Here is a 21,718-nt window from a genome sequence, read left to right on the forward strand (position 1 = left end):
AATGCCATGAAGACCAACGCGTCGCCGCCGGTGCATCGCTGGCCGGTTCGAATCACTCATTGGATCAACCTGTTCGCCATGGTGTGCATGTTCATGAGCGGTTGGGAAATCTACAACGCCTCGCCGCTGTTCGATTTCCGCTTTCCGCCGCAGATGACGCTCGGCGGTTGGCTGGGCGGCGCGATTGGTTGGCATTTGGCGGTGATGTGGCTATTGGCGCTCAACGCCGTCTGCTATCTGCTGTGGAGCCTGTTCAGCGGCCATTTTCGCCACGATCTGTTGCCGCTTCGCGCCGACGCGCTGCGGCAGGATATCTGGCTGGCGATGACGCTGCGCCTGCGCCACCGGCATGGCCGCTACAACGCCATTCAGAAACTGATGTACCTCGGCGTACTGGCGCTCGGCCTATTACTGGTGCTGTCTGGCCTGGCGATTTGGAAACCGGTTCAGCTGCAGGGATTGGTCGCGCTGTTTGGCGGCTTCGACTTCGCGCGCTACGTGCATTTCTTCGCCATGGCCGGCATCGGCCTGTTTGTGGTGATCCACGTATTTATGGTGGCTGTCGTGCCTAAAACCCTGTGGGCGATGATAACGGGTGGCAAACATGAATGAGAAAAAACAGCGGGCAACCGCGCCGACGCTGGAACCGGACCAAAAAAAGCAGCTGGTCAATCTGCAACGCCGGCTGATGTTGCGCTCCGGGCTGACGCTGGGCGGCATCGCCATGCTGACCGGGTGTAATCTGCAAGACGGCGATCGGGTGGATAAGGTGCTGTGGGCCATGTCGCGCTGGAACGACCGGGTGCAGGCCTGGCTGTTCAGCGGCCAGCGGTTGGCGCAAACTTACCGGCCGGACCAGATCACTCACCCTTTCCCCTTTAACGCATTTTACCCGGAATACAACGTCCCCGAGATCGATCTCGCCGGCTACCGGCTTGAGGTCGCGGGGAAAGTGGAGAAAAAAGCGCCCTGGACGCTGGAACAGCTGCAGCGGCTGCCACAGCAAAGTCAGATCACGCGTCTGATCTGCATTGAGGGCTGGAGCGCCATTGGTCAATGGGGCGGCGTGCCGCTGCGCACCTTTCTGCAGCACGTCGGCGCGGATCTGAATGCCGGTTACGTCGGCTTCAAATGCGCCGATCGCTACTACGCCAGCCTCGACATGGCCACCGCGCTGCACCCGCAGACCATCCTGGCGTTGGATTTCGGCGGCAAGGCGCTGCCGGCGGACTACGGCTACCCGCTGCGGCTACGCGTGCCGACCAAGCTGGGGTTCAAAAACGCCAAACATATCGCCGCGATCTTCGTCAGCGACGTCAATCCGGGCGGCTATTGGGAGGATCAGGGCTACAACTGGTTCAGCGGCATTTAGTTTTGCGCGGCGCTGCGCACAACCTTCATCGGCGGCTGGAGGATCGTCTCCGCCGCGGTTAATAATCTGTTCGTCACAAAGGGGATAACTATAGGAAAAATAATAGTAAAAAGGATTTTATCATGGATATTGATGTGAGGGAGATCAATGCACGGCCTGTCACGGAGTATAGGTATCGAATAACGGTTTATAAAAAAGCCAGCAGCGTTGCTGCGTATTACCTTGATTTTAAAAAAGCGACGTTAAGGATGCGTCAATGGCTTATTGGGGCTTATCCTGCCTCGGAAGTATTGGACAATGCTTACGTCATGGAACTGTACGATGTAAGAGCATTGGAAAATCGCGCCGAAGTAACGAGATCCTTATTTGATACCTATACCAGGATGGCTTACACCCGGTATGAACGAGAACAACTCTTCATTAATGGCATCGGCCTGGCGATCGTCACTTTTGTGACGCAATACCAAGCAAGATTAGTTTTCAGCGTACCGCTCAGGCCAGCGTTAGCCAGAATTTATGACTCGCTCTTGAAAAAACACGCGCATCGCGTACATTATTTGTACAACCAAGCGCTTATTGAGGACGGATTATATGTCATCGAAATCCCGCCTGTTAACGGCAGAATCCCACCCAACCCCTATGAGCATGAAGGAACGGCACCAAAAAGAGATGCAAGCCTTCCACGAAGAATGGGCTGAACAAAGGCGCCGCGAATGGCGTGAACGCGGCGGCGTTGAAGCCAGTGAACCGCCCGCACGTAGCATCGATACCGAACTTTCATCCTGATTCCGGTTCGTTCTTATTCTTCTTCTTCTTTTTCCGCCGTCAGCAATGCAATCCCCGCTTGCTCAATGGCCTCCCGCGCGGCGGCGGGCAACCCCTCATCGGTAATGATGGCGTCAAAGGCGGCGATCGGCAGCGCCAGATAGGTGGCGACTTTGCCGTATTTGGACGTATCGCTGAGCAGAATGCGGCGGCGGCTGGCCTCGACGATGGCCTTCTGCACCATCACCTTATCTTCGTTCGGCGTCGACAGACCGCGCATGCTCCACGAAGAGGCGGAGATGAACGCCAGATCGATAAACAGACCGCGCAGCGCCTGCGCCGCCGCCTCACCGACGCAGGAACGGTTTTCCCGGCACACGGTGCCGCCGGTGTGGATGATTCGGCACTGGCTATGCTCTATCAGAAACCCGGCGATGACAAAGTCGTTGGTCACCACCGTCAAATCGTCACGTTCTCCGATCTGTTTCGCCAGCGCCAGCGTGGTGGTGCCGGCATCCAGATAGATACAGCTATTGGCGGGAATTTGCCGCGCCGCCAGCCGACCGATGGCGATTTTCTGCCGGCCGAACATCCCCTCTTTGGTCTGGTGAGAAGGTTCGCTCGCCACCCGTTCCGGCGCCTGCACACCGCCCGAGACCGACTGCACCGCCCCCTGCTCTTCCAGCTTTTGCACGTCACGGCGGATCGTCATATGCGACACCCCCAGCCGTTCGGTCAGCTCGGCGATACTGACGACGCCGCGTTCGGATACCAGCGCAAGAATTTGTTGATGGCGTTCTACAGGTATCACGGTTCCCTCTCGTTGCTGCGGTGATAATAATTGTGATTTTACGTCAATTTTCGTTCGCCGATAGCCCTTATTTCTCGCAGCGTGACGGCCAGCGCAGTTAGGCCAGCCAAACATAAACTTATTTAAAAACATCATAGTAATGTTGATTTAGGCCAGAAATCGCACGAAAAATCCGTTTCACGCATTGTTAATTATTGTGATAACGATCGCGGATAATCGACCGACAAGCGCTTACATTTAACACAACAAAACAAATTATCACTAAAATTAACAGGAGTGCAGTATGACACACCCAGGGAATTATGCCGTTTGCGTCATCGGGCTGGGGGCGATGGGCATGGGCGCCGCGCGTTCATGCCTCCGCGCCGGATTGACCACCTACGGCGCCGATCTCAATCCGCAGGCGCTGGCGGCGCTGCAACAGGCCGGAGCGAAACAAACGGCCCCCAGCGCGCGCGACTTCGCCGCCGAGCTGGACGCCGTGTTGCTGCTGGTGGTAAACGCCGCGCAGGTGAAGCAAATCCTGTTCGGCGAGCAAGGCCTGGCGCCGCAGCTCAAGCCGGGCACGGCGGTGATGGTGTCTTCGACCATTTCCGCCGATGACGCCAAACAGATCGAGCAACGGCTGCTGGACTACGGCCTGGCGATGCTGGACGCGCCGGTTTCCGGCGGGGCGGCCAAGGCGGAAGAAGGCCAAATGACGGTGATGGCCGCTGGCGCCGACGCCACCTTCGCGCGCCTGCAACCCGTGCTGGACGCCATCGCCGGCAAGGTTTACCGCATCGGCGAAACCATCGGCCTGGGCGCGACGGTAAAAATCATCCACCAGCTGTTGGCCGGGGTGCACATCGCCGCCGGGGCGGAAGCCATGGCGCTGGCCGCTCGCGCCAACATCCCGCTGGACGTCATGTATGACGTCGTCACCCACGCCGCCGGCAACTCCTGGATGTTCGAAAATCGCATGCGCCACGTGGTCGACGGCGACTATACGCCCAAATCGGCGGTGGATATCTTCGTCAAGGATCTGGGGCTGGTGGCGGATACCGCCAAGGCGCTGCATTTCCCGCTGCCGCTGGCCTCCACCGCCTTCACCATGTTTACCGCCGCCAGCAACGCCGGCTACGGTAAAGAAGATGACAGCGCGGTAATCAAAATCTTTGCCGGCATCGATCTGCCGCAGAAAAAGGAGACGCTCTGATGCAGCTCGGCGTAATCGCGGATGATTTTACCGGCGCGACCGACATCGCCAGCTTTCTGGTGCAAAACGGCCTGCCGACGGTGCAGTTGAACGGCGTGCCGCAGGACGAAACGCCGGTCGACGCTCAGGCGGTCGTCATCAGCCTGAAATCGCGCTCCTGCCCGGCAGAGCAGGCGATCGAACAGGCATTGCAAGCGCTGGCCTGGCTGCAAAAACAGGGCTGCCGCCAGTTCTACTTCAAATACTGCTCCACCTTCGACAGCACCGCACAGGGCAATATCGGCCCGGTGACCGACGCCCTGCTCGCCGCGCTGGGGGAAAATTTCACGGTTGTTTCCCCGGCGCTGCCGGTAAACGGCCGCACGGTCTATCAGGGCTACCTGTTCGTCGGGGAACAGCTGCTGTCTGAGTCCGGCATGCGTCATCACCCGGTCACGCCGATGACCGACAGCAACCTGCTTCGCCTGATGGAATCCCAGGCCGCCGGACGCTGTGGGCTGGTGATGGCGGCGGAAATGGATCGCGGCACCGAGGCAGTCAGCGAGAAGCTGCAGCAATTGGCGCAGGAAGGCGTGCGCTACGCGGTGCTGGACACGCTCAACGAACGGCATCTGCTTACCCAGGGCGAAGCGTTGAAAACGATGAAGCTGGTGACCGGCGGTTCGGGCCTGGCGATCGGCCTGGCGCGGCAATGGGCGCAGAACGGCGAACGTTCGGCAGAGGCGGCCGGCGCGCCGCAGGGGGAAAAGGCGGCGGTGCTGTCTGGCTCCTGCTCCGTCATGACTAACCGGCAGGTGGCGCACTATCGCGAACGCGCGGCGGCGCAGGCCATCGATATCGACCGTTGCTTCGATCCCCAGACGCGCGCCGCCTACGCCGTCGAGTTGGCGCACTGGGCGCAGCGCCATGCCGGAGAAACGCTTGCCCCGCTGATCTACGCCACTGCATCGCCGGAGTCGCTGCAGCAAACGCAACAACGGCATGGCGCCGCCGCCAGCGAGGCGGTGGAAGCCTTGTTCGCCGAGCTGGTGGTGCAACTGCGCCAGTTGGGATTCAGCCGCTTTATCGTCGCCGGCGGCGAAACCTCCGGCGTGGTGACGCAGGCGCTGGGCATTCGCGGCTTCCATATCGGCCCCAGCATTTCCCCCGGCGTTCCCTGGGTGCGCGCCAGCGATCGGGCCATTTCCCTGGCGCTGAAATCGGGTAATTTTGGCGATGAAGCCTTCTTCGCGCGCGCGCAAACGGAGTTCCCGGTATGAGCATGACGATTGAACAGCAGGCGCGTGAAGAGATGGTGCGCCTGGGTGCCTCGTTTTTCCAACGCGGCTACGCCACCGGCTCCGCCGGCAACCTCTCGCTGATGCTGCCGGACGGCGCGCTGCTGGCGACGCCGACCGGCTCCTGTCTCGGCGAGTTGCAGGCCGATCGCCTGTCTAAAGTGAGCCTGAACGGCGACTGGCTCTCCGGCGACAAACCGTCGAAAGAGATCAGCTTTCATCGGGCGCTCTATCTGAACAACCCGGAATGCAAAGCGGTCGTGCACTTGCATTGCACCTACCTCACGGCGCTCTCTTGCCTGCAGGGGCTGGACGCCGACAACGCCATCAAACCGTTCACCCCCTATGTGGTGATGCGCGTCGGCAAGGTGCCGGTGGTGCCTTACTACCGGCCCGGCGACGAAAGGCTGGCGCAGGATCTGGCCCGCCTGGCGCCGACCCACCGCGCCTTTTTGCTGGCCAACCACGGGCCGGTGGTGACGGGTAAAGACCTGCGAGCGGCGGCGGACAATACCGAAGAGATGGAAGATGCGGCGCGGCTGATCTTCACCCTCGGCGATCGTCCGATCCGCTATTTGACCGCTGATGAAATTGCCGAATTACGGAGCTGAACCATGCCTAAATTTGCCGCCAATTTGTCGATGATGTTTACCGAGGTGCCGTTCCTCGATCGCTTTGCCGCCGCTGCCGCACAGGGCTTCAGCGCGGTGGAAATCCTGTTCCCTTACGAGCATCCCGCCGATCTGTTGGCCGAGAAACTGCGCGAACACGGCCTGCAACAGGTGCTGTTCAACACCGCGCCCGGCGATGCCGCCGCCGGCGAATGGGGGCTGGCGGCGCTGCCGGGCCGCGAACGGGATGCGCGCGCCGATATCGATCGCGCGCTGGCCTACGCCATCGCCCTTTCCTGCCCCTGCGTGCACCTGATGGCCGGCGTGGTGCCCGCAGGCGCGGATCGACGGCGTTATCTCGACACCTTTATCGCCAATGCGCGCTATGCCGCCGACGCTTTTGCGCCGCACGGCGTCAAGGTGCTGATCGAGGCGCTCAGCCCGCCGGTCAAGCCCGACTACCTGTTCGCCAGTCAGCATCAGGCGGCGGAAGCGGTGGCGGCGATCGAAAGACCGAACGTGTTCATCCAGTTCGATTTTTTCCACGCGCAGTTGGTGGACGGCAATATCAGCGGGCTGCTGGAGACGCTGGCCGGGCGCTACGCGCATATCCAGATAGCCTCGGTGCCGGATCGTCATGAGCCCGACGAAGGCGAACTGAATTACCCGTGGCTGTTCGACAAGCTGGATGCGCTCGGCTATCAGGGCTGGATCGGTTGCGAATACCGCCCGCGCGGCGACACCGCCGCCGGGCTCGGCTGGCTGAAGCCTTACCGCTAAAGCCGCACGCCGACACCAGGAAATCGATTTTATAACAATGAAACGCACCCGTATCGCCACGCGGCGATCGCGGTGCCCAACGCTTACCCAACGAAAGGCTTTTTTCATGTCTACCTCTCTGCTGTTGCTGATTGCCGTACTCGGCGTGGTGCTGCTGTTATTGATGGTGATTAAGGCGAAGGTGCAACCCTTTGTCGCGCTGTTGGTGGTCAGTTTGCTGGTGGCGCTGGCCAGCGGCATTCCGACCGGCGAAGTGATGAAAGTGATGACCGCCGGAATGGGCGGCGTGCTCGGCTCGGTGACCATCATCATCGGTCTGGGGGCGATGCTCGGCCGCATGATCGAACAATCGGGCGGCGCCGAGTCGCTGGCGCAGCGTTTCAGCCAGGGTCTGGGGCCGAAACATACCGTCGCGGCGCTGACCCTCGCCGCGTTTATTCTCGGCATTCCGGTGTTCTTCGACGTCGGCTTTATCATTCTGGCGCCGATTATCTATGGCTTCGCCAAGGTCGCCAAAGTGTCGCCGCTCAAGTTCGGCCTGCCGATGGCCGGCGTGATGTTGACGGTACACGTCGCGCTGCCGCCGCACCCCGGCCCGGTCGCCGCCGCCGGCTTGCTCAACGCCGACATCGGCTGGCTAACCATTATCGGCCTCGCGATCTGTATTCCGGTCGGCGTTATCGGCTATTTCGCCGCCAACTACCTCAACCGCAAAACCTATCCGTTATCGATAGAGGTGCTGGAACAGCTGCAGCTGGCGGCGCCGGAGCCGCGTCCGGAAGATCACGCGCCGCTCAGCGATCGCATCAACCCGCCCGGCGCCGGCCTGGTGGCGGCGCTGATCGTCATCCCGATCGCCATCATCATGCTCGGCACCGTCTCCGCCACCCTGCTGCCGGCCGGCTCGGCGCTGCGCGACGCGCTGTCGCTGCTGGGCTCGCCGGCGGTGGCGCTGATGATCGCCCTGCTGTTGGCCTTCTATTTCCTGGCGCTGCGCCGCGGCTGGAGCCTGCAACACGCCGGCGACGTGATGGGGGCCGCGCTGCCGACCGCCGCGGTGGTGATCCTGGTAACCGGCGCGGGCGGCGTGTTCGGCAAGGTGCTGGTGGAGTCCGGCGTCGGCAAGGCGCTGGCGGAAGTGCTGACGGCCATCGGCCTGCCGCTGGTGCCCGCCGCGTTTATCATTTCGCTGGCGCTGCGCGCCTCGCAGGGTTCCGCCACCGTGGCGATCCTGACCACCGGCGGCCTGTTGTCGGAAGCGGTCAGCGGCTTGAATCAGCTGCAGCTGGTGCTGGTAACCCTGGCGACCTGTTTCGGCGGGCTCGGGCTTTCGCACGTCAACGACTCCGGTTTTTGGATCGTCACGCGCTATCTGGGGCTGTCGGTGGCCGATGGCCTGAAGATCTGGACGGTGTTGACCACCCTGCTCGGCCTGAGCGGCTTCCTGTTCACCTGGCTGTTGTGGCTGGCGGCGTGATTTCTCTGGCATACTGAACGCCGTTGTTTTTCATCGCCTTTCATCCTGTGCAGGAGCAGCAACATGACCGTAATCAACACCGCGCCCACGCTTATCACCGAACGCCTGCGGCTGGACGCGCACACGCTGGACGACTTCGACTCGCTGGCCGCGCTGTGGGCCGACCCGCTGGTGGTGCGCTATATCGGCGGCACCCCGCGCGACCGGGAAGACTCCTGGGGGCGCCTGATGCGCTACGTTGGCCACTGGGCGCTGTTGGGATACGGGTATTGGGCGGTGCGTGACAAGCAGAGCGGCGAGTACCTCGGCAGCATCGGCTTCTCTAACTTCCTGCGCGACATCACCCCGGCGCTCGATGCGCCGGAGATGGGCTGGACGCTGGTGAGTTCGGCGCACGGCAAAGGCTATGCCACCGAGGCGCTGCGGGCGGCGCTGGCCTGGGGGAAAACGCACCTGCCGGGGGAAAAAACCGTCTGCATCATCTCACCGGAAAACCAGGCTTCGCTGGCGTTGGCGAAAAAGGTCGGCTTCAGCGAAAGCCACCGCAGCGAGTACCATCAAAACCCGATCGTGGTGATGCACTGCCCGCTTTGAATGCCTAAGCGCGTTGCACCGCCAACGCCGTCTGAATGAAGTTGTCCCGCAGCGCGTCGGTGCGCTGCGGATCCCAGGCGATACCGACCTGACACTCCGTCTCCTCGCCGCTCAGAGGTAAAATGTCGATGCCGGCCGGCGCGATATGCGTGATGCTGTGCGGCAGCAGCGCGACGCCGACGCCGGCGGCAACCAACGCCAACAGCGTCTGGATGTCGCCGGCCTGCTGCACCACGTTCGGCGTCAACCGGTGAGCGGCGATAAACCGCAGCGACTGATCGCTCAGCCCGCGCCCGCGTTTAGGGGTCAATTGCAACAGCGGCAGCTGATTGAAACGCGCCATCAGATCGTCGGCGCGCAGCGCCAGCGCGCCCGGCGCGGCCAGCACCAACCTATCGCTCAACAACGCGACGCAGCACAGCGGCGTATTGACCGGCAAGCGCACGAACCCCGCCTGCAACTCTCCCTGCAGCAACAGCTGATACTGCCGCTCCGACGGCAGATCTTCGAGGCCAATCGCCACCTCGGGAAACCGTTGGCGAAAGGCGGCCACCAGCTGCGGCGCCAGATGAAAACTGGACAGGCCAAACCCCAGCGCCAGCCGCCCCGCTTCCCCGAGCGCCACCCGCCGCGCGCGCCGCTGAAACTGCTGATACTGCTCCACCAGCGCCTGCGCCTCCGGGTAAAGCCGCCGCCCGCCGGCAGTGAGCACCGCCCCTTGTCGGCCGCGCTCGAACAGCCGAACGTCAAGCTGGGCTTCCAGCGCCTGAATTTGCTTGCTCAGCGCCGGTTGGCTGATGCACAGCAGGCTCGCCGCCTGCCGATAGTTGCCCTGCTCCGCCAGCGCCACCAGGGCGCGCAGTTGTTTTATATCCATTCCATTAGGTTATCAAATAAGGAATTTAATTGATTATACAGTAATCAATTCGCCTGCTGTAATCAATGCAGACCCCAACCGGAGAGATCCCATGACCACCTCATTACGCGCCGCCACGGTGCAATTCCAGCATCGCGCCAATGACAAGAATTACAACCTGTCGACCATGGAACGCTTTATCGCGGAAGCGGCCGAACAACAGATACAGCTGTTGGCCTTCCCGGAAATGTGTGTCACCGGCTATTGGCACGTGCGCCATCTGTCCGACGCCGAAGTGCGGGCGCTGGCGGAACCGATCGTGAGCAGCCCTTCGCTGGCGCGCATTCGCCCGCTGGCTGAGCGTTACAACATGGCGATTGGCGTCGGGCTGATCGAGCTTGGCGATGACGGCCGGTGTTACAACGCCTATGCCGTTTGTCTGCCGGACGGCGAACTGCATGTGCACCGCAAACTGCACGCCTTCGAGCACCCGGCTATCGCCAGCGGCGACCGCTATACGGTGTTCGATACCCCCTGGGGCGTACGCGTGGGCGTATTGATCTGCTGGGACAATAATCTGGTGGAGAATGTGCGCGCAACGGCGCTGCTGGGCGCGGACGTGCTGATCGCCCCGCACCAGACCGGCGGCACCCATTCGCGCAGCCCGCACGGCATGAAGCCGATCCCGCAGGCGCTGTGGCAGCGGCGCGTGGAAGATCCGCAGGCGATAGAAGCCGCCTTTCGCGGCGAACACGGCCGCGGCTGGCTGATGCGCTGGCTGCCGTCGCGCGCTCACGACAACGGGCTGTTCTTGCTGTTCAGCAACGGCGTGGGCCGAGATGACGATGAAATACGCACCGGCAACGCGATGATCCTCGATCCTTACGGCCGGATCGTGGCGGAGACCTGGGCGGCGGAAGACCGGATGGTCAGCGCCGAGCTCGATCTGACGCTAATCCCGCTCAGCACCGGTCGCCGCTGGATCTACGGGCGGCGCCCCGAGCTGTACGGGTTGTTGACCGAGCCGCAAGGCTACGAGCGCGATGCCCGCAGCGCGCGCTTTTCGACGCAGCCGACGGGGCGCGGCGGTGAATGACAGATAAAAAAATCCGCCCGGAGGCGGATTTTTTATGGGTGCGGCAAACAAGGCCGCAGGTTCATGCCCGCAGGCACGAACACACTTAGAAGCGGTAGCCTACGCCAACGTTCCAGGTGCCAACGTCAACGCTGCGAATGCGGTTCTGCTCGTAACCGACATCCAGGGCAACGTTCTCGATTGGGTTGAACTGCAGACCGGCGCCATAGGTGAAGCCGTAGTCAGCGGTGTCGTGACGAGAAGTGCCGTTCTGAGCGTTGGTAGTGAATTTACCGTAACCCAGGCCAACCAGACCGTAGATGCTCGCCCAGTCATTGATGCGGTATGCTGGACCGGCAGAGATAGAGTTGTACTGAGCTTTGTTATAGAAACCGTCCTGAGAACCGTCCTTTTCCAGGTGGGTAAAGGAACCGATTACGCCCAGTGGGTTGTTGTCGAACTCGTAACGGTATTTCAGGTTGAAACCGTCGGCTTTGTTAGCAACGCCTTGGAAATCACCCTGCGCATAGCCAGCGGATACGGTGCTCTGACCAGCGAATGCGGTACCTGCGCTAACTGCTAATACGCAAGCTGCTACTGCGGAAAGACATGCAATTTTTTTCATAACCACCTCAAACGCGTTTTATTATTAAGTACATCCATTTGTTCATGCTTTGAAAATATAACAAAAATTAGCGTGAAACTCTGCCTTGAAATGAGTGTCTAATGCTTTATATCGTGTAACAGAAGATTTCAAGAACAGTGTATCTTCTTCTTTTCGCTCTATTTTCGGCCGTATTCTACGACTTTCTGTGACAAAAATCACCTATTTAATATCCAGATAATTCTTAAGAAAAAGCGCATTTTTTGACCAAATCCGCCACATCTCATCCGAGGATCGGCGGATTTCACCGCGATGCGCGCTTTTCTCAGACAGATTTTCGCCATTTCATTTACACTGCTCGCATCCCCGTTTCGACCGTTTTCTCAAGGCTGAGGAACGGCGCATAAAAGGCCCGTTAAGGATGTCGTTATCTACTGCCGGCAGAGCGCCCTCCGCGCTGCTGCCCATTTGTCTGTTAATCATCGCCATGGTGTCGATCCAGAGCGGCGCTTCGTTGGCCAAAAGCCTGTTCCCGATCGTGGGCGCGGAAGGCATCACGACGCTGCGTCTTTTCATTGGCACCCTGATTCTGTTCATCATCTTCCGCCCGTGGCGCATGCGCATCGCCGCCGGCAGCCGCTTGCCGCTGTTGATTTACGGCCTGTCGCTCGGCGCGATGAACTACCTGTTCTACCTGTCGTTGCGCACCGTGCCGCTCGGCATCGCCGTGGCGCTGGAGTTTACCGGCCCGCTGGCGGTGGCCATGTTCTCGTCGCGGCGGCCGATTGACTTCCTTTGGGTGGCGTTGGCGATCGCCGGGCTGTGGTTCCTGCTGCCGCTTGGTCACGGCGTAGGCGGAATCGACCCGTTCGGTGCCGCCTGCGCGCTCGGCGCCGGCGCCTGCTGGGCGGTCTATATCATCTTCGGCCAGAAGGCCGGCGGCGATCACGGCCCCGGCACGGTGGCGCTCGGCTCGCTGATCGCCGCGTTGGTGTTCTGCCCGATCGGCGCCTGGCAAACCGGCAGCGTGCTGTTCAACGTTGAGATTCTGCCGATAGCGCTGGCGGTGGCGATCCTCTCCACCGCGCTGCCTTATTCGCTGGAGATCATCGCGCTGCCCAAAATTCCGGCGCGCACCTTCGGCACCTTGATGAGCCTGGAACCGGCGATGGCGGCGTTATCCGGCATGCTGTTCCTCGGCGAACACCTGAGCGGCGTGCAATGGCTGGCGCTGGCGGCGATCATCGCCGCCTCCATGGGCTCCGCCCTCACCATTCGCCCCAAACCTCGCTTCGAAAGCCTTTCCTGATGACCCGACTCGCCTGCAGACCGCAACGTCGGAATGCAGGCGGGTTAACTGTTTTCCTCGTGACAAGTCGGCATACTTCCCCTTAGCCTGTATCGCAGGCTCTTTGGACTTTCGCTCACATGGAGAATAACAGTGATTCACAACAGCCTGTTCAACCCACGCTTCGGCCGCGGACTCGCGCCGGCGCTGGTTTCAACCCTGACCGAATTGCGCCGATGCGACCTGCCAGAACTGGCGCTGGGGCATCACCCGATCGACGGCGACAACATCTTTATGGACGTGATGACGCTGACCACCGCGCCGGCGGCGGAAAAGCGCGCCGAAATGCATCAGGAATACATTGCGCTGCATCTGCTGATCAGCGGTGAAGAGCGCATCGAATACGGTCTGGCGGGCAACGGACATCGCGAACACCCCCACGCGGAAAATAGCGATCTGCTGCTGCTGGACATCAAACGCCACCCGCAAACGCTGCACATGACGCACGGCATGTTCGCCCTCTTTTTCCAGATGGAGCCGCACAAGACCGGCTGCGTGTGGCAGCGGCCACAGCAAATCAAGAAAGCGGTGGTGAGGATCCATCACCGTCTGCTGCTGTGAACCTGCGGCAGCGCCCGTAGAAAATCGGCGGCCTGGCGGGGAGAACGCAGGCGCACGAAACGGCGTCCGGCGTCGGGACGAGCCATCTCCGCCAGGTATTTTCGCCGGTTCTTCGAGTAAGTGCGGATCGTCCAGAGCACGATCGACTCGCGGCTGAAGAAAGAACGGCGGAAGCTTTCCCGATTGCCGGTGCCCGGCCACAGCTCGCTTTTGCCGGCCGCGCGTCGGCACGCGCGGCGCACGGCCTGCCACAGCGTGCGGCCGAAACCGTAGTCCAGCCACAGAATATAATCGACCTCGCGCCACTTGCTCGGCTGCGTGCGGCTGTAATTGCCATCCAGCACCCAGCCATCCCCCGCTTCGGCCAGCGTCTGTTCAAGCCGCGCCAGGAACGCGTCATCAGGCGTTCCCTGCCATTCGGGCCGCCAATACAGCCTGTCCATCTCGATATAGGGCACGCCAAGCCGTTCCGCCAGTTGACGCGCCAGGGTGCTTTTACCGCTGCCGCTGGTGCCGACGACGTTAATTTTCATTATTCGCCTATAAAGAGAGAGGATAATTGCCCTACTGTAGCGGCATCAATTACCGCTATCAATATGAATGGATGAGAAATTAACACCACGATAACAAAGCGGATATTTAGCCGAAGCCCGCAGGCGAAAAAATAAAATAACCAGGGTAAATTTTCACAGCCATAAACAATAAACCAGAAAATGATAAATAATTATATTTTTCATGGTGTTGCATTAATTAAAAATTCAACCAGACCCATTATTCGTAGGCTAACCCTATTTGTGCAATAGCCATTTTCGTCCGGCAAAAATAAACAGCCCTGCTATAATTGATCCCGTAATGAAATAGGACAACGACTAATCAAGAGGATATCTGATATGAGTACCGCTAAACTGGTGAAAACGAAATCTTCTGATCTGCTGTATACCCGTAACGATCTGGACGAAAAAATCAAACTGGCCGCCATCAAGGCGCTGAACCATCAGGTCGTGCAATTCATCGATCTTTCGTTGATCACCAAACAGGCGCACTGGAACATGCGTGGCGCGAACTTTATCGCGGTTCATGAAATGCTGGACGGCTTCCGCACCGCCATCATCGAGCACCAGGACACCTTCGCCGAGCGCGTGGTGCAGCTGGGCGGCGTGGCGCTGGGCACCGTACAGGTGGTGAACGATCGCACGCCGCTGAAAAGCTATCCGACCAATATCCACAGCGTGCAAGAACACCTGAAAGCGCTGGCCGATCGCTACGGCGCGGTGGCGAATGACATCCGTAAGGCCATTACCGAAGTGGAAGACGAAGACACCGCCGACATGTTCACCGCCGCCTCGCGCGATCTGGACAAGTTCCTGTGGTTCATCGAATCCAACATCGAATAACGCCGCAGCGCGTTGCAGACCGCCCGTCGTGCCGGGCAGAACAGGCTGGGCTTCGCCCGGCCTGTTTTCTTTTGCGCGGCCGTTGAATTGTGCAAAAAACGGCCCATATTAAACGGTAGGTTTCCCTTGTCAGGAGGTCATGATGGCCAGCGGCTGGGCGGCGGACGGCGCCGTACAAGATCAGATTGATTCTACCGTCGACGATGCGGTGCAGCGTGCGCGTGATGCGCTCGGGCATGGCGAGAGCGAGCGCTATTGCCAGGAATGTGGAGAACCGATCCCCGAGGCGCGCCGCAAGGCGCTGAAGGGGGTGCGTTTTTGTGTCGCCTGCCAGGCCGAACAAGACAAAAAACACGCGGCCAGCAGCCTGTACAACCGGCGCGGCAGCAAAGACAGCCAGTTGCGCTAGCATTATCTGCTCCCCTTTTTCCCCTCTCGCGGCCACGCTTGCACCGTCAATGGATCATGAAAGTTAGAGTTAGTTATCAATATTGAAGCAAAAACGTTAAAGAACGGTTGTTTCACAGCCAAAATTTGGTTAATGATAGCCCCGTGCACCAAGATAATTCTTACGCACCATTTCGGTGCCTCATTGTGGTGCATAACCATAACTATTCGCCGTCACGGCACAACATCACGCAGTAACTCTTTGTTTTTATATTAGTTGAAAACATGGCACGATTTTTTCATGGCACCAACTGCAATATAAAAAATGGGTAATCCGCAACCTGTACAGGAATTCCTCTCATGAAGTCGATTTTTAAAGTCTCCCTGGCCGCACTCTCCCTGGCCTTTGCCGTAAGTTCCCACGCAGCAGACAAACTGGTGGTCGCCACCGACACCGCTTTCGTTCCTTTTGAGTTCAAGCAAGGCGACAAATACGTCGGCTTCGACATCGACCTGTGGGCCGCCGTCGCCAAAGAGCTGAAGCTGGACTACACCCTGAAACCGATGGACTTCGGCGGCATCATTCCGGCGCTGCAGACCAAAAACGTCGATCTGGCGCTGGCCGGCATCACCATCACCGATGAGCGCAAGAAAGCCATCGACTTCTCAGACGGTTACTACAAAAGCGGCCTGCTGGTCATGGTCAATGCCGACAACAACAGCGTGAAAGGCATCGACGATCTGAACGGTAAAGTGGTGGCGGTGAAGAGCGGCACCGGCTCGGTGGATTACGCCAAGCAGCACATCAAAACCAAGGATCTGCGTCAGTTCCCGAACATTGACAACGCCTATATGGAACTGGGCACCAAGCGCGCCGACGCGGTGCTGCACGACACGCCAAACATCTTATACTTCATCAAGACGGCCGGCGCCGGCAAGTTCAAAACCGTCGGCGATTCGCTGGAAGCACAGCAGTATGGTATCGCCTTCCCTAAAGGCAGCGATGCGCTGCGCGAGAAGGTGAACGGCGCGCTGAAAACCCTGCGCGAGAACGGCACCTATAACGAAATCTACAAGAAGTGGTTCGGCACCGAACCTAAGTAAGCGGTGAACTTGGCACGCTATTAACTTAAGCACAGGGGGTCGCTTAACCCCCTGCGCTTCGTTGTATCTGATACCCACGTTTGGGATCACCGGGAGAAATATCATGCAGTTCGACTGGAGCGCCATCTGGCCCGCCATTCCTATCTTGTTAGAGGGCGCCAAAATGACCCTGTGGATTTCGGTCCTCGGTCTGATTGGCGGCCTGATCATCGGCCTCGTCGCCGGCTTTGCCCGCACCTACGGCGGATGGATCGCCAACCACATCGCGTTGGTGTTTATCGAAGTGATCCGCGGCACGCCGATCGTGGTGCAGGTGATGTTCATCTACTTCGCCCTGCCGATGGCGTTCACCGATTTGCGCATCGATCCGTTCACCGCGGCGGTGGTGACCATCATGATCAACTCCGGCGCCTACATCGCGGAAATCACCCGCGGCGCGGTGCTGTCTATCCATAACGGTTTCCGCGAAGCCGGGCTGGCGCTCGGCCTGTCGCGCCGCGAAACCATCCGCTACGTCATTATGCCGCTGGCGCTGCGCCGCATGCTGCCGCCGCTGGGCAACCAGTGGATCATCAGCATCAAAGACACCTCGCTGTTCATCGTGATCGGCGTGGCGGAGCTGACCCGTCAGGGTCAGGAAATTATTGCCGGTAACTTCCGCGCGCTGGAAATCTGGAGCGCCGTGGCGGTTATCTACCTGATTATTACTCTGGTGCTGAGCTTCGTGCTGCGTCGTCTGGAAAGAAGGATGAAAATCCTGTGATTGAATTTAAAAACGTCTCCAAGCATTTTGGCCAAACCCAGGTGCTGCACAACATCGATTTGAAGATCGACAAAGGCGAAGTGGTGGTGATCATCGGGCCGTCCGGCTCCGGCAAATCCACCCTGCTGCGCTGCATCAACAAGCTGGAAGAAGTGACCAGCGGCGATCTGATCGTCGATGGCCTGAAAGCCAACGATCCGAAAGTAGACGATCGGTTGATCCGCCAGGAAGCCGGCATGGTATTCCAGCAGTTCTACCTGTTCCCGCACCTGACGGCGCTGGAAAACGTCGCCTTCGGCCCGATCCGCGTGCGCGGCGCGAAGAAGTCCGATGCGGAAAAGCTGGCGCGCGAGCTGCTGGCCAAGGTCGGTCTGGCTGAGCGCGCCCACCACTACCCGTCCGAACTGTCGGGCGGCCAGCAGCAGCGCGTGGCGATCGCGCGCGCGCTGGCGGTGAAGCCGAAAATGATGCTGTTCGACGAGCCGACCTCCGCGCTCGATCCGGAGCTGCGCCACGAAGTGCTTAAGGTGATGCAAGACCTGGCCGAGGAAGGCATGACGATGGTCATCGTCACCCACGAAGTCGGCTTTGCCGAAAAAGTGGCGTCGCGCCTGATCTTTATCGACAAGGGCCGGATTGCCGAAGACGGCAACCCGCACGATCTGATCAACCATCCGCCGAGCCCGCGTCTGCAGGAATTCCTGCAGCACGTTTCCTGATCCTGGCGGTTTAACGGCGGGCGCGCCACGCGCCCGCCGCTTTCATTCCGCACGCTCTCCCACGCCCCATCGCGCTTCCTTTCCTACTATATTGATTGTTTTTCATCGTATTGCTCTGACATCCGCCGATCACAGAACGCCAAAGAGAGGAACCATGCCGCCAAACGCAGACTCCCGACGAGGTTCTCATCTGCGAGAACACCTGCTTTTCCTGCTGCTGCTGTTGACCCTGAGCGTCTTCGCACCACCGGCGCTGGCGCAAAACGCGCCGCCTGCGCCCGCCGACAAGAGCGAGCAGCAGAAAGCCGCCTACGCCGCGCTGGCCGATCTGCTGCAAGACGACCAAGCGCGCGCGGAACTCATCGACCACCTGAAACAGACCGCCGGCGACGCTGCGGCCGCCGCGCCGGCAACGCCGGAGGAATCGACGCCCGTTACGCTGAGCGACAGCCTGAACTCGCTGGCGCAGGAAGGCATCGGCACCTTTAACCAGAAGCTCGGCGCGCTGCAAAAGCTGATCGATTCCGGCCCGAAGCGCGTTTTCAATCCCGCCGGCTTTTTCCGCGCGCTGGGCTACTTTCTGCTGACGGTGGCGGTCACCTTTGCGCTGTTCCACCTGATCCGCCGGCTGATCGCGCCGCTGTACAAGCGCATGGGCAGTTGGGGGCACAACGCCAGGCTGCAGCGCGGCCCGTGGTATAAGCGCCCCGCCGCCATTCTCGGCGCTTTCGCCATCGATCTGCTGGTGCTGCTGCTGGCGCTGGCGGCAGGCAACCTGTTTGCCCGCCACGTCCACGCCGACAGCGCCACCATTCTGCGGCTGCAGACCCTGTTTCTCAGCGCCTTCGCGGTAATTGAATTTTTCAAGGCGGTGCTGCGGCTGATTTTCGCCCCCAGCTTCGACTATCTGCGCCCGTTCCCCTTCAGCGATCGGAGCGCACGCTATTGGAACACCCGCCTCGCCTGGCTCAGCGGCCTGATCGGCTATGGCCTGATGGTGGTGGTGCCGGTGGTGGCGGTGCAGATCAGCTATTCGGCCGCCGCCGCCGTCAACCTGGTGGTAATGCTGGCGCTGACGCTATACGCCATTTGGCTGATCCTGCACAACCGCAAACCGATACAGCAACAGATCAACCTGCTGGCCGAACGGTCGATGGCGTTTTTCAGCGTGATTCTGCGCGGGCTGGGGCATGTCTGGCACCTGCTGGCGATCGCCTATTTTCTGGTGCTGTTCGTGCTGTCCCAGTTCGACATCGGCAACAGCCTGCGCTTTATGATGAGTGCCACGGTAAAAAGCCTGCTGGTGGTCGGTGTCGGCGCTCTGCTGTCCGGCATGCTGACCCGCTGGATTTTCCGCCGCATTTCGCTGCCGACCGACGTCAATTTGCGCTATCCGATGCTCGAGCGGCGCATCAACTCTTACATCCCCAACGGGTTGAAGATACTGCGGGTGATGGTGGTGCTGGCAGTGACGCTGTTTCTGCTCGATGCCTGGCATCTGATCAACCTGTATCAATGGGCGGGCAGCGAAAATGGCCAGCGGACGCTCGGCGGGCTGGTGCATATTCTGCTGATCCTGTTGATCGCCGTGTTCAGCTGGACGCTGATGGCCAGCATCATCGAGCACCGCCTGGCGCTGGAGCTGAGCAACGGCGTGCGGCCGAGCGCGCGCGAACGCACGCTGCTGACGCTGTTTCGCAACGTGTTGGCTATCGTTATCAGCACCATCACCGTGATGATCGTGCTGTCGCAGGTCGGACTGAACATCGCGCCGCTGCTGGCGGGCGCCGGCGCGCTGGGGCTGGCCATCAGCTTCGGCGCCCAGACGCTGGTGAAAGACGTGATCACCGGCGTGTTCATCCAGTTTGAAAACGGCATGAACACCGGCGAATACGTCACCGTCAGCGGCATCACCGGCACCGTGGAGCGCATGACCATCCGCTCGATCGGCCTGCGCGACGACTACGGCGTCTATCACATCGTGCCGTACTCTTCGATCACCACGTTGGCCAACTATGCGCGTGAGTTCGGGGTATACCGCGCCAATTACACCGTCAGCCGCGACGAGGACATCGATCGGGTCAATGAGGTGCTGCATCAGGCCATCGAGGCGCTGAAGCAGGATGAACAGGTGAAGCATTTCCTGATTGGCGAGCCGGTCTTCAACGGCGTGGTGGCGCTGGGCGATCGCTCGTTCACCACCCGCGTGACGGTGCGCACGCAGGCGCTGAAACAGTGGGTGGTGCAATACGCCCTCGACCGGCTGGTGAAAATCCATTTCGATCGGGCCGGCATCGGCATGCCGCAGCAGGCGATGCAGATTTCCCGCGCGCCGCAGCCGCATGACGAGCAGGCGCCGCCCGCGGCGATCTGAGGTTAGCGCCCGCGCCCGCAGGGCTGAGCGGCCAGGAAGGCCGCCACGTCCTGCCGGTAGGCATCGTATTGCACCGAGCGCGGGGCAAACAGGCCCACCACGTTGATCAGCCACGGATGGCGCGCGAACAGCGGCTTGACCATCACATGATCGGCCTCGTCGATGCGCGTCACCGTCAGCAGCGAGGCTGGGATCGTTTGCCGATACACGCGCTCGGTTTCGTCCGCGTCCACGTTGACGTCGCGCCCGCCCAGGATCAGGTGCACCGGCGTGGCGAAATGCCGCAATCCCGCCGTCGCGTCGCTGGCCATGTTGGCGCGAATAAAGCGCCAGCGGTCGGCGCTCAATGCAGCGGCGGCGCCAGACTCACGGCGGTACTGTTCGTAACCGTCCGGCTGTTCGAGCAATGTTTGGATGTGGCGCCAGTGCGCCTCGCGCGCGGCGATCGACGCTTCATCGTCCCCTGCCGCCGCCATCGCCGCCCGGGTGTTGTAGCGCCCCTGCCGCAGCCAGTTGATCGCCGGCGCCACCGCGAGCGTAAACGCGATGTCGGGGCGCAAACGCGCCACCTCCGGCATCACCCACCCCGCCTGACTGGTGCCCCACAGCCCCACGCAGCGCGCATCGAAGCGCCCGTCCCGCCGGGCCCAGTCGATGATATCGACGGTTTCCCGCGCGCGATCCGCCATGGTCTGATGCAGCCAGTTGCCGCCGGAGCCGCCCACGCCCGGCTTATCGAAGGATAAAACCGCATAGCCCTGCTGCGCCATCGTCTCCCAAATGCCGTAATAGCCTTCGTCGCGGCTGGCGTTGGCCGGTCCATCGCCGTGCACGAACACCACGACGCCGGGCTTCACCGGCGCATGCTTCGGCAGCACCAGCGTGCCGGTCAGCCGATTGCCACCGGCGGTCACCACGACCGGTTCGGTGACAAAGCGAAAGTCGTTGACGTAAATCACCCAGCCGAGCACCGGCAGGAGCAGCGCCACGAGACACAGCCCTATTCTGCGCACGTCGCCTCCCCGCTGCGTTTCTCCATCAACACCCAATCGGCCTGGCCGAACAGCAAGCCCAGCGAGGCGTAATGTTCTTCGCGCCGCACCTGAAAACCGCAGCGCTGATACAGACGCTGCGCATCGACGTTGCGCCGGCTGACGTGCAGGCTCAGGCGCCGGCCTGCGCCTTGTTCGGCGGCGTAGTCGTTCATCCACTGCAGCAGTCGCCTGCCCACGCCTTTGCCGCGCTGACTCTCGGCCACCGCCAGGTAGGAAAGATACAGCTCATCGGCCGCCGGGGTGTGCTGCAACACCGCAATTTGCAGATACATACGCCAAACGTTCAGCCAGCCATAGCGGCGACACAGCCGCCAAATCGGCAAGGCGCGCGGACGTGGCCCAGCGCGGTTCTCGCCATCGATGGCATTCAGGGCAAAGGCCGCCACCACCTGTTCATCCTGTTTCACCACGAAGCTGCGCTCCCGGCTGCCGCTTTGCTTCCAACTCCACAGCCGATAGAACAGACGCCACTGAAGGCGGGCGCTCAGACGGCGCGCGCGCTGGAATTTGTTGCAGAACGCGGCGTAGATCAACGCCGCCGTTTGCAGGCGGTCAGCGTCGCGATAAGGCTCAATGTGCAACATATCAACCTC

Annotated in this window: 24 protein-coding genes; 18 read left to right on the forward strand and 6 right to left on the reverse strand. The window is 60.6% G+C overall.

Going from position 1 to position 21,718, the window contains the following annotated elements; all coding sequences use genetic code 11:
• Positions 1–6: 6 nt before the first annotated feature.
• From ACUTQY_RS09395 to ACUTQY_RS09405, 3 genes are all read left to right on the forward strand, one after another.
• On the forward strand, positions 7–612 hold the full coding sequence (locus ACUTQY_RS09395; RefSeq protein WP_123061497.1) for a cytochrome b/b6 domain-containing protein: 606 nt from the start codon (positions 7–9) through the stop codon (positions 610–612).
• A complete protein-coding gene (locus tag ACUTQY_RS09400) occupies positions 605–1,372 on the forward strand; it encodes a molybdopterin-dependent oxidoreductase (RefSeq protein ID WP_033650565.1) in 768 nt (255 codons plus the stop codon). Before ACUTQY_RS09395 ends, ACUTQY_RS09400 begins: the two co-directional genes overlap by 8 nt.
• Before the next feature lie 122 nt (positions 1,373–1,494).
• Positions 1,495–2,070 carry a hypothetical protein gene (locus ACUTQY_RS09405; protein ID WP_046686681.1) on the forward strand — a complete coding sequence of 192 codons (576 nt, stop codon included), beginning with the start codon at positions 1,495–1,497 and terminating at the stop codon, positions 2,068–2,070.
• Positions 2,071–2,171: 101 nt separating this feature from the next.
• On the opposite strand, the gene ygbI is transcribed toward ACUTQY_RS09405, so the two are convergent.
• Positions 2,172–2,948 (reverse strand): DNA-binding transcriptional repressor YgbI, encoded by a 777-nt coding sequence (gene ygbI / locus ACUTQY_RS09410; RefSeq protein ID WP_445583264.1) that lies wholly within the window; start codon positions 2,946–2,948, stop codon positions 2,172–2,174.
• A gap of 283 nt (positions 2,949–3,231) precedes the next feature.
• On the opposite strand from ygbI, the gene ltnD reads away from it, so the two are divergent.
• The 6 genes from ltnD (at position 3,232) to ACUTQY_RS09440 (ending at position 8,885) form a co-directional block, all read left to right on the forward strand.
• Positions 3,232–4,146, forward strand: coding sequence for an L-threonate dehydrogenase (gene ltnD, locus ACUTQY_RS09415; RefSeq protein WP_033642399.1), 915 nt, complete (start codon positions 3,232–3,234; stop codon positions 4,144–4,146).
• Positions 4,146–5,405, forward strand: coding sequence for a 3-oxo-tetronate kinase (otnK, locus tag ACUTQY_RS09420; RefSeq protein WP_080273378.1), 1,260 nt, complete (start codon positions 4,146–4,148; stop codon positions 5,403–5,405). The genes ltnD and otnK overlap by 1 nt, the downstream gene beginning before the upstream one ends.
• Positions 5,402–6,034, forward strand: a complete 633-nt coding sequence (gene otnC, locus ACUTQY_RS09425; protein WP_089194452.1) for a 3-oxo-tetronate 4-phosphate decarboxylase — start codon at positions 5,402–5,404, stop codon at positions 6,032–6,034. Before otnK ends, otnC begins: the two co-directional genes overlap by 4 nt.
• Positions 6,035–6,037: 3 nt before the next feature.
• Positions 6,038–6,814, forward strand: a complete 777-nt coding sequence (gene otnI / locus ACUTQY_RS09430) for a 2-oxo-tetronate isomerase (RefSeq protein WP_342188315.1) — start codon at positions 6,038–6,040, stop codon at positions 6,812–6,814.
• Positions 6,815–6,920: 106 nt separating this feature from the next.
• A complete protein-coding gene (locus tag ACUTQY_RS09435) occupies positions 6,921–8,291 on the forward strand; it encodes a GntP family transporter (RefSeq protein WP_445583263.1) in 1,371 nt (456 codons plus the stop codon).
• A 63-nt stretch (positions 8,292–8,354) separates the two neighbouring features.
• Entirely contained in the window at positions 8,355–8,885 is a 531-nt protein-coding gene (locus tag ACUTQY_RS09440) for a GNAT family N-acetyltransferase (RefSeq protein WP_033650561.1), read from the forward strand.
• 4 nt (positions 8,886–8,889) lie between these two features.
• Here ACUTQY_RS09440 and ACUTQY_RS09445 read toward each other — a convergent pair whose 3' ends face one another.
• Complete coding sequence (locus tag ACUTQY_RS09445; RefSeq protein ID WP_445583262.1) at positions 8,890–9,762, reverse strand: LysR family transcriptional regulator; 873 nt, start codon at positions 9,760–9,762, stop codon at positions 8,890–8,892.
• Positions 9,763–9,853: 91 nt separating this feature from the next.
• On the opposite strand from ACUTQY_RS09445, the gene ACUTQY_RS09450 reads away from it, so the two are divergent.
• A complete protein-coding gene (locus tag ACUTQY_RS09450; protein WP_046686678.1) occupies positions 9,854–10,837 on the forward strand; it encodes a nitrilase family protein in 984 nt (327 codons plus the stop codon).
• A gap of 85 nt (positions 10,838–10,922) precedes the next feature.
• Here ACUTQY_RS09450 and ompX read toward each other — a convergent pair whose 3' ends face one another.
• Complete coding sequence (gene ompX, locus ACUTQY_RS09455) at positions 10,923–11,441, reverse strand: outer membrane protein OmpX (protein WP_019454480.1); 519 nt, start codon at positions 11,439–11,441, stop codon at positions 10,923–10,925.
• A gap of 400 nt (positions 11,442–11,841) precedes the next feature.
• Here ompX and rhtA point away from each other — a divergent pair, with 400 nt between their 5' ends.
• Both rhtA and nanQ read left to right on the forward strand, forming a co-directional pair.
• Entirely contained in the window at positions 11,842–12,729 is an 888-nt protein-coding gene (rhtA, locus tag ACUTQY_RS09460) for a threonine/homoserine exporter RhtA (protein WP_046686677.1), read from the forward strand.
• Positions 12,730–12,861: 132 nt separating this feature from the next.
• Positions 12,862–13,329, forward strand: coding sequence for an N-acetylneuraminate anomerase (gene nanQ, locus ACUTQY_RS09465; RefSeq protein WP_033650557.1), 468 nt, complete (start codon positions 12,862–12,864; stop codon positions 13,327–13,329).
• Here the strand turns inward: nanQ and ACUTQY_RS09470 are convergent.
• On the reverse strand, positions 13,311–13,862 hold the full coding sequence (locus ACUTQY_RS09470) for a shikimate kinase (protein ID WP_046686676.1): 552 nt from the start codon (positions 13,860–13,862) through the stop codon (positions 13,311–13,313). The genes nanQ and ACUTQY_RS09470 overlap by 19 nt on opposite strands.
• 357 nt (positions 13,863–14,219) lie before the next feature.
• Between ACUTQY_RS09470 and dps the strand changes: the two genes are divergently transcribed.
• The 6 genes from dps to ybiO all read left to right on the forward strand — a co-directional run bounded on the left by dps (position 14,220) and on the right by ybiO (position 20,070).
• The gene (dps, locus tag ACUTQY_RS09475) at positions 14,220–14,723 is read left to right on the forward strand and encodes a DNA starvation/stationary phase protection protein Dps (protein ID WP_016928514.1); all 504 of its coding nucleotides are present in this window, start codon (positions 14,220–14,222) and stop codon (positions 14,721–14,723) included.
• A gap of 142 nt (positions 14,724–14,865) precedes the next feature.
• Positions 14,866–15,132 carry a DksA/TraR family C4-type zinc finger protein gene (locus ACUTQY_RS09480; RefSeq protein WP_033650555.1) on the forward strand — a complete coding sequence of 89 codons (267 nt, stop codon included), beginning with the start codon at positions 14,866–14,868 and terminating at the stop codon, positions 15,130–15,132.
• Positions 15,133–15,470: 338 nt separating this feature from the next.
• Entirely contained in the window at positions 15,471–16,214 is a 744-nt protein-coding gene (gene glnH / locus ACUTQY_RS09485) for a glutamine ABC transporter substrate-binding protein GlnH (RefSeq protein ID WP_016928516.1), read from the forward strand.
• A gap of 103 nt (positions 16,215–16,317) precedes the next feature.
• On the forward strand, positions 16,318–16,977 hold the full coding sequence (gene glnP / locus ACUTQY_RS09490) for a glutamine ABC transporter permease GlnP (protein WP_004939229.1): 660 nt from the start codon (positions 16,318–16,320) through the stop codon (positions 16,975–16,977).
• On the forward strand, positions 16,974–17,696 hold the full coding sequence (gene glnQ, locus ACUTQY_RS09495; RefSeq protein WP_004939230.1) for a glutamine ABC transporter ATP-binding protein GlnQ: 723 nt from the start codon (positions 16,974–16,976) through the stop codon (positions 17,694–17,696). The genes glnP and glnQ overlap by 4 nt, the downstream gene beginning before the upstream one ends.
• Positions 17,697–17,850: 154 nt before the next feature.
• Positions 17,851–20,070 (forward strand): mechanosensitive channel protein, encoded by a 2,220-nt coding sequence (ybiO, locus tag ACUTQY_RS09500; protein ID WP_052752678.1) that lies wholly within the window; start codon positions 17,851–17,853, stop codon positions 20,068–20,070.
• Between the two features lie 2 nt (positions 20,071–20,072).
• On the opposite strand, the gene ACUTQY_RS09505 is transcribed toward ybiO, so the two are convergent.
• The gene (locus tag ACUTQY_RS09505; RefSeq protein ID WP_046686675.1) at positions 20,073–21,083 is read right to left on the reverse strand and encodes an alpha/beta hydrolase family protein; all 1,011 of its coding nucleotides are present in this window, start codon (positions 21,081–21,083) and stop codon (positions 20,073–20,075) included.
• Complete coding sequence (locus ACUTQY_RS09510) at positions 21,071–21,709, reverse strand: GNAT family N-acetyltransferase (protein ID WP_046686674.1); 639 nt, start codon at positions 21,707–21,709, stop codon at positions 21,071–21,073. Before ACUTQY_RS09510 ends, ACUTQY_RS09505 begins: the two co-directional genes overlap by 13 nt.
• Between the last annotated feature and the right edge of the window lie 9 nt (positions 21,710–21,718).

Source organism: Serratia sp. TSA_130.1 (genome assembly GCF_052691795.1).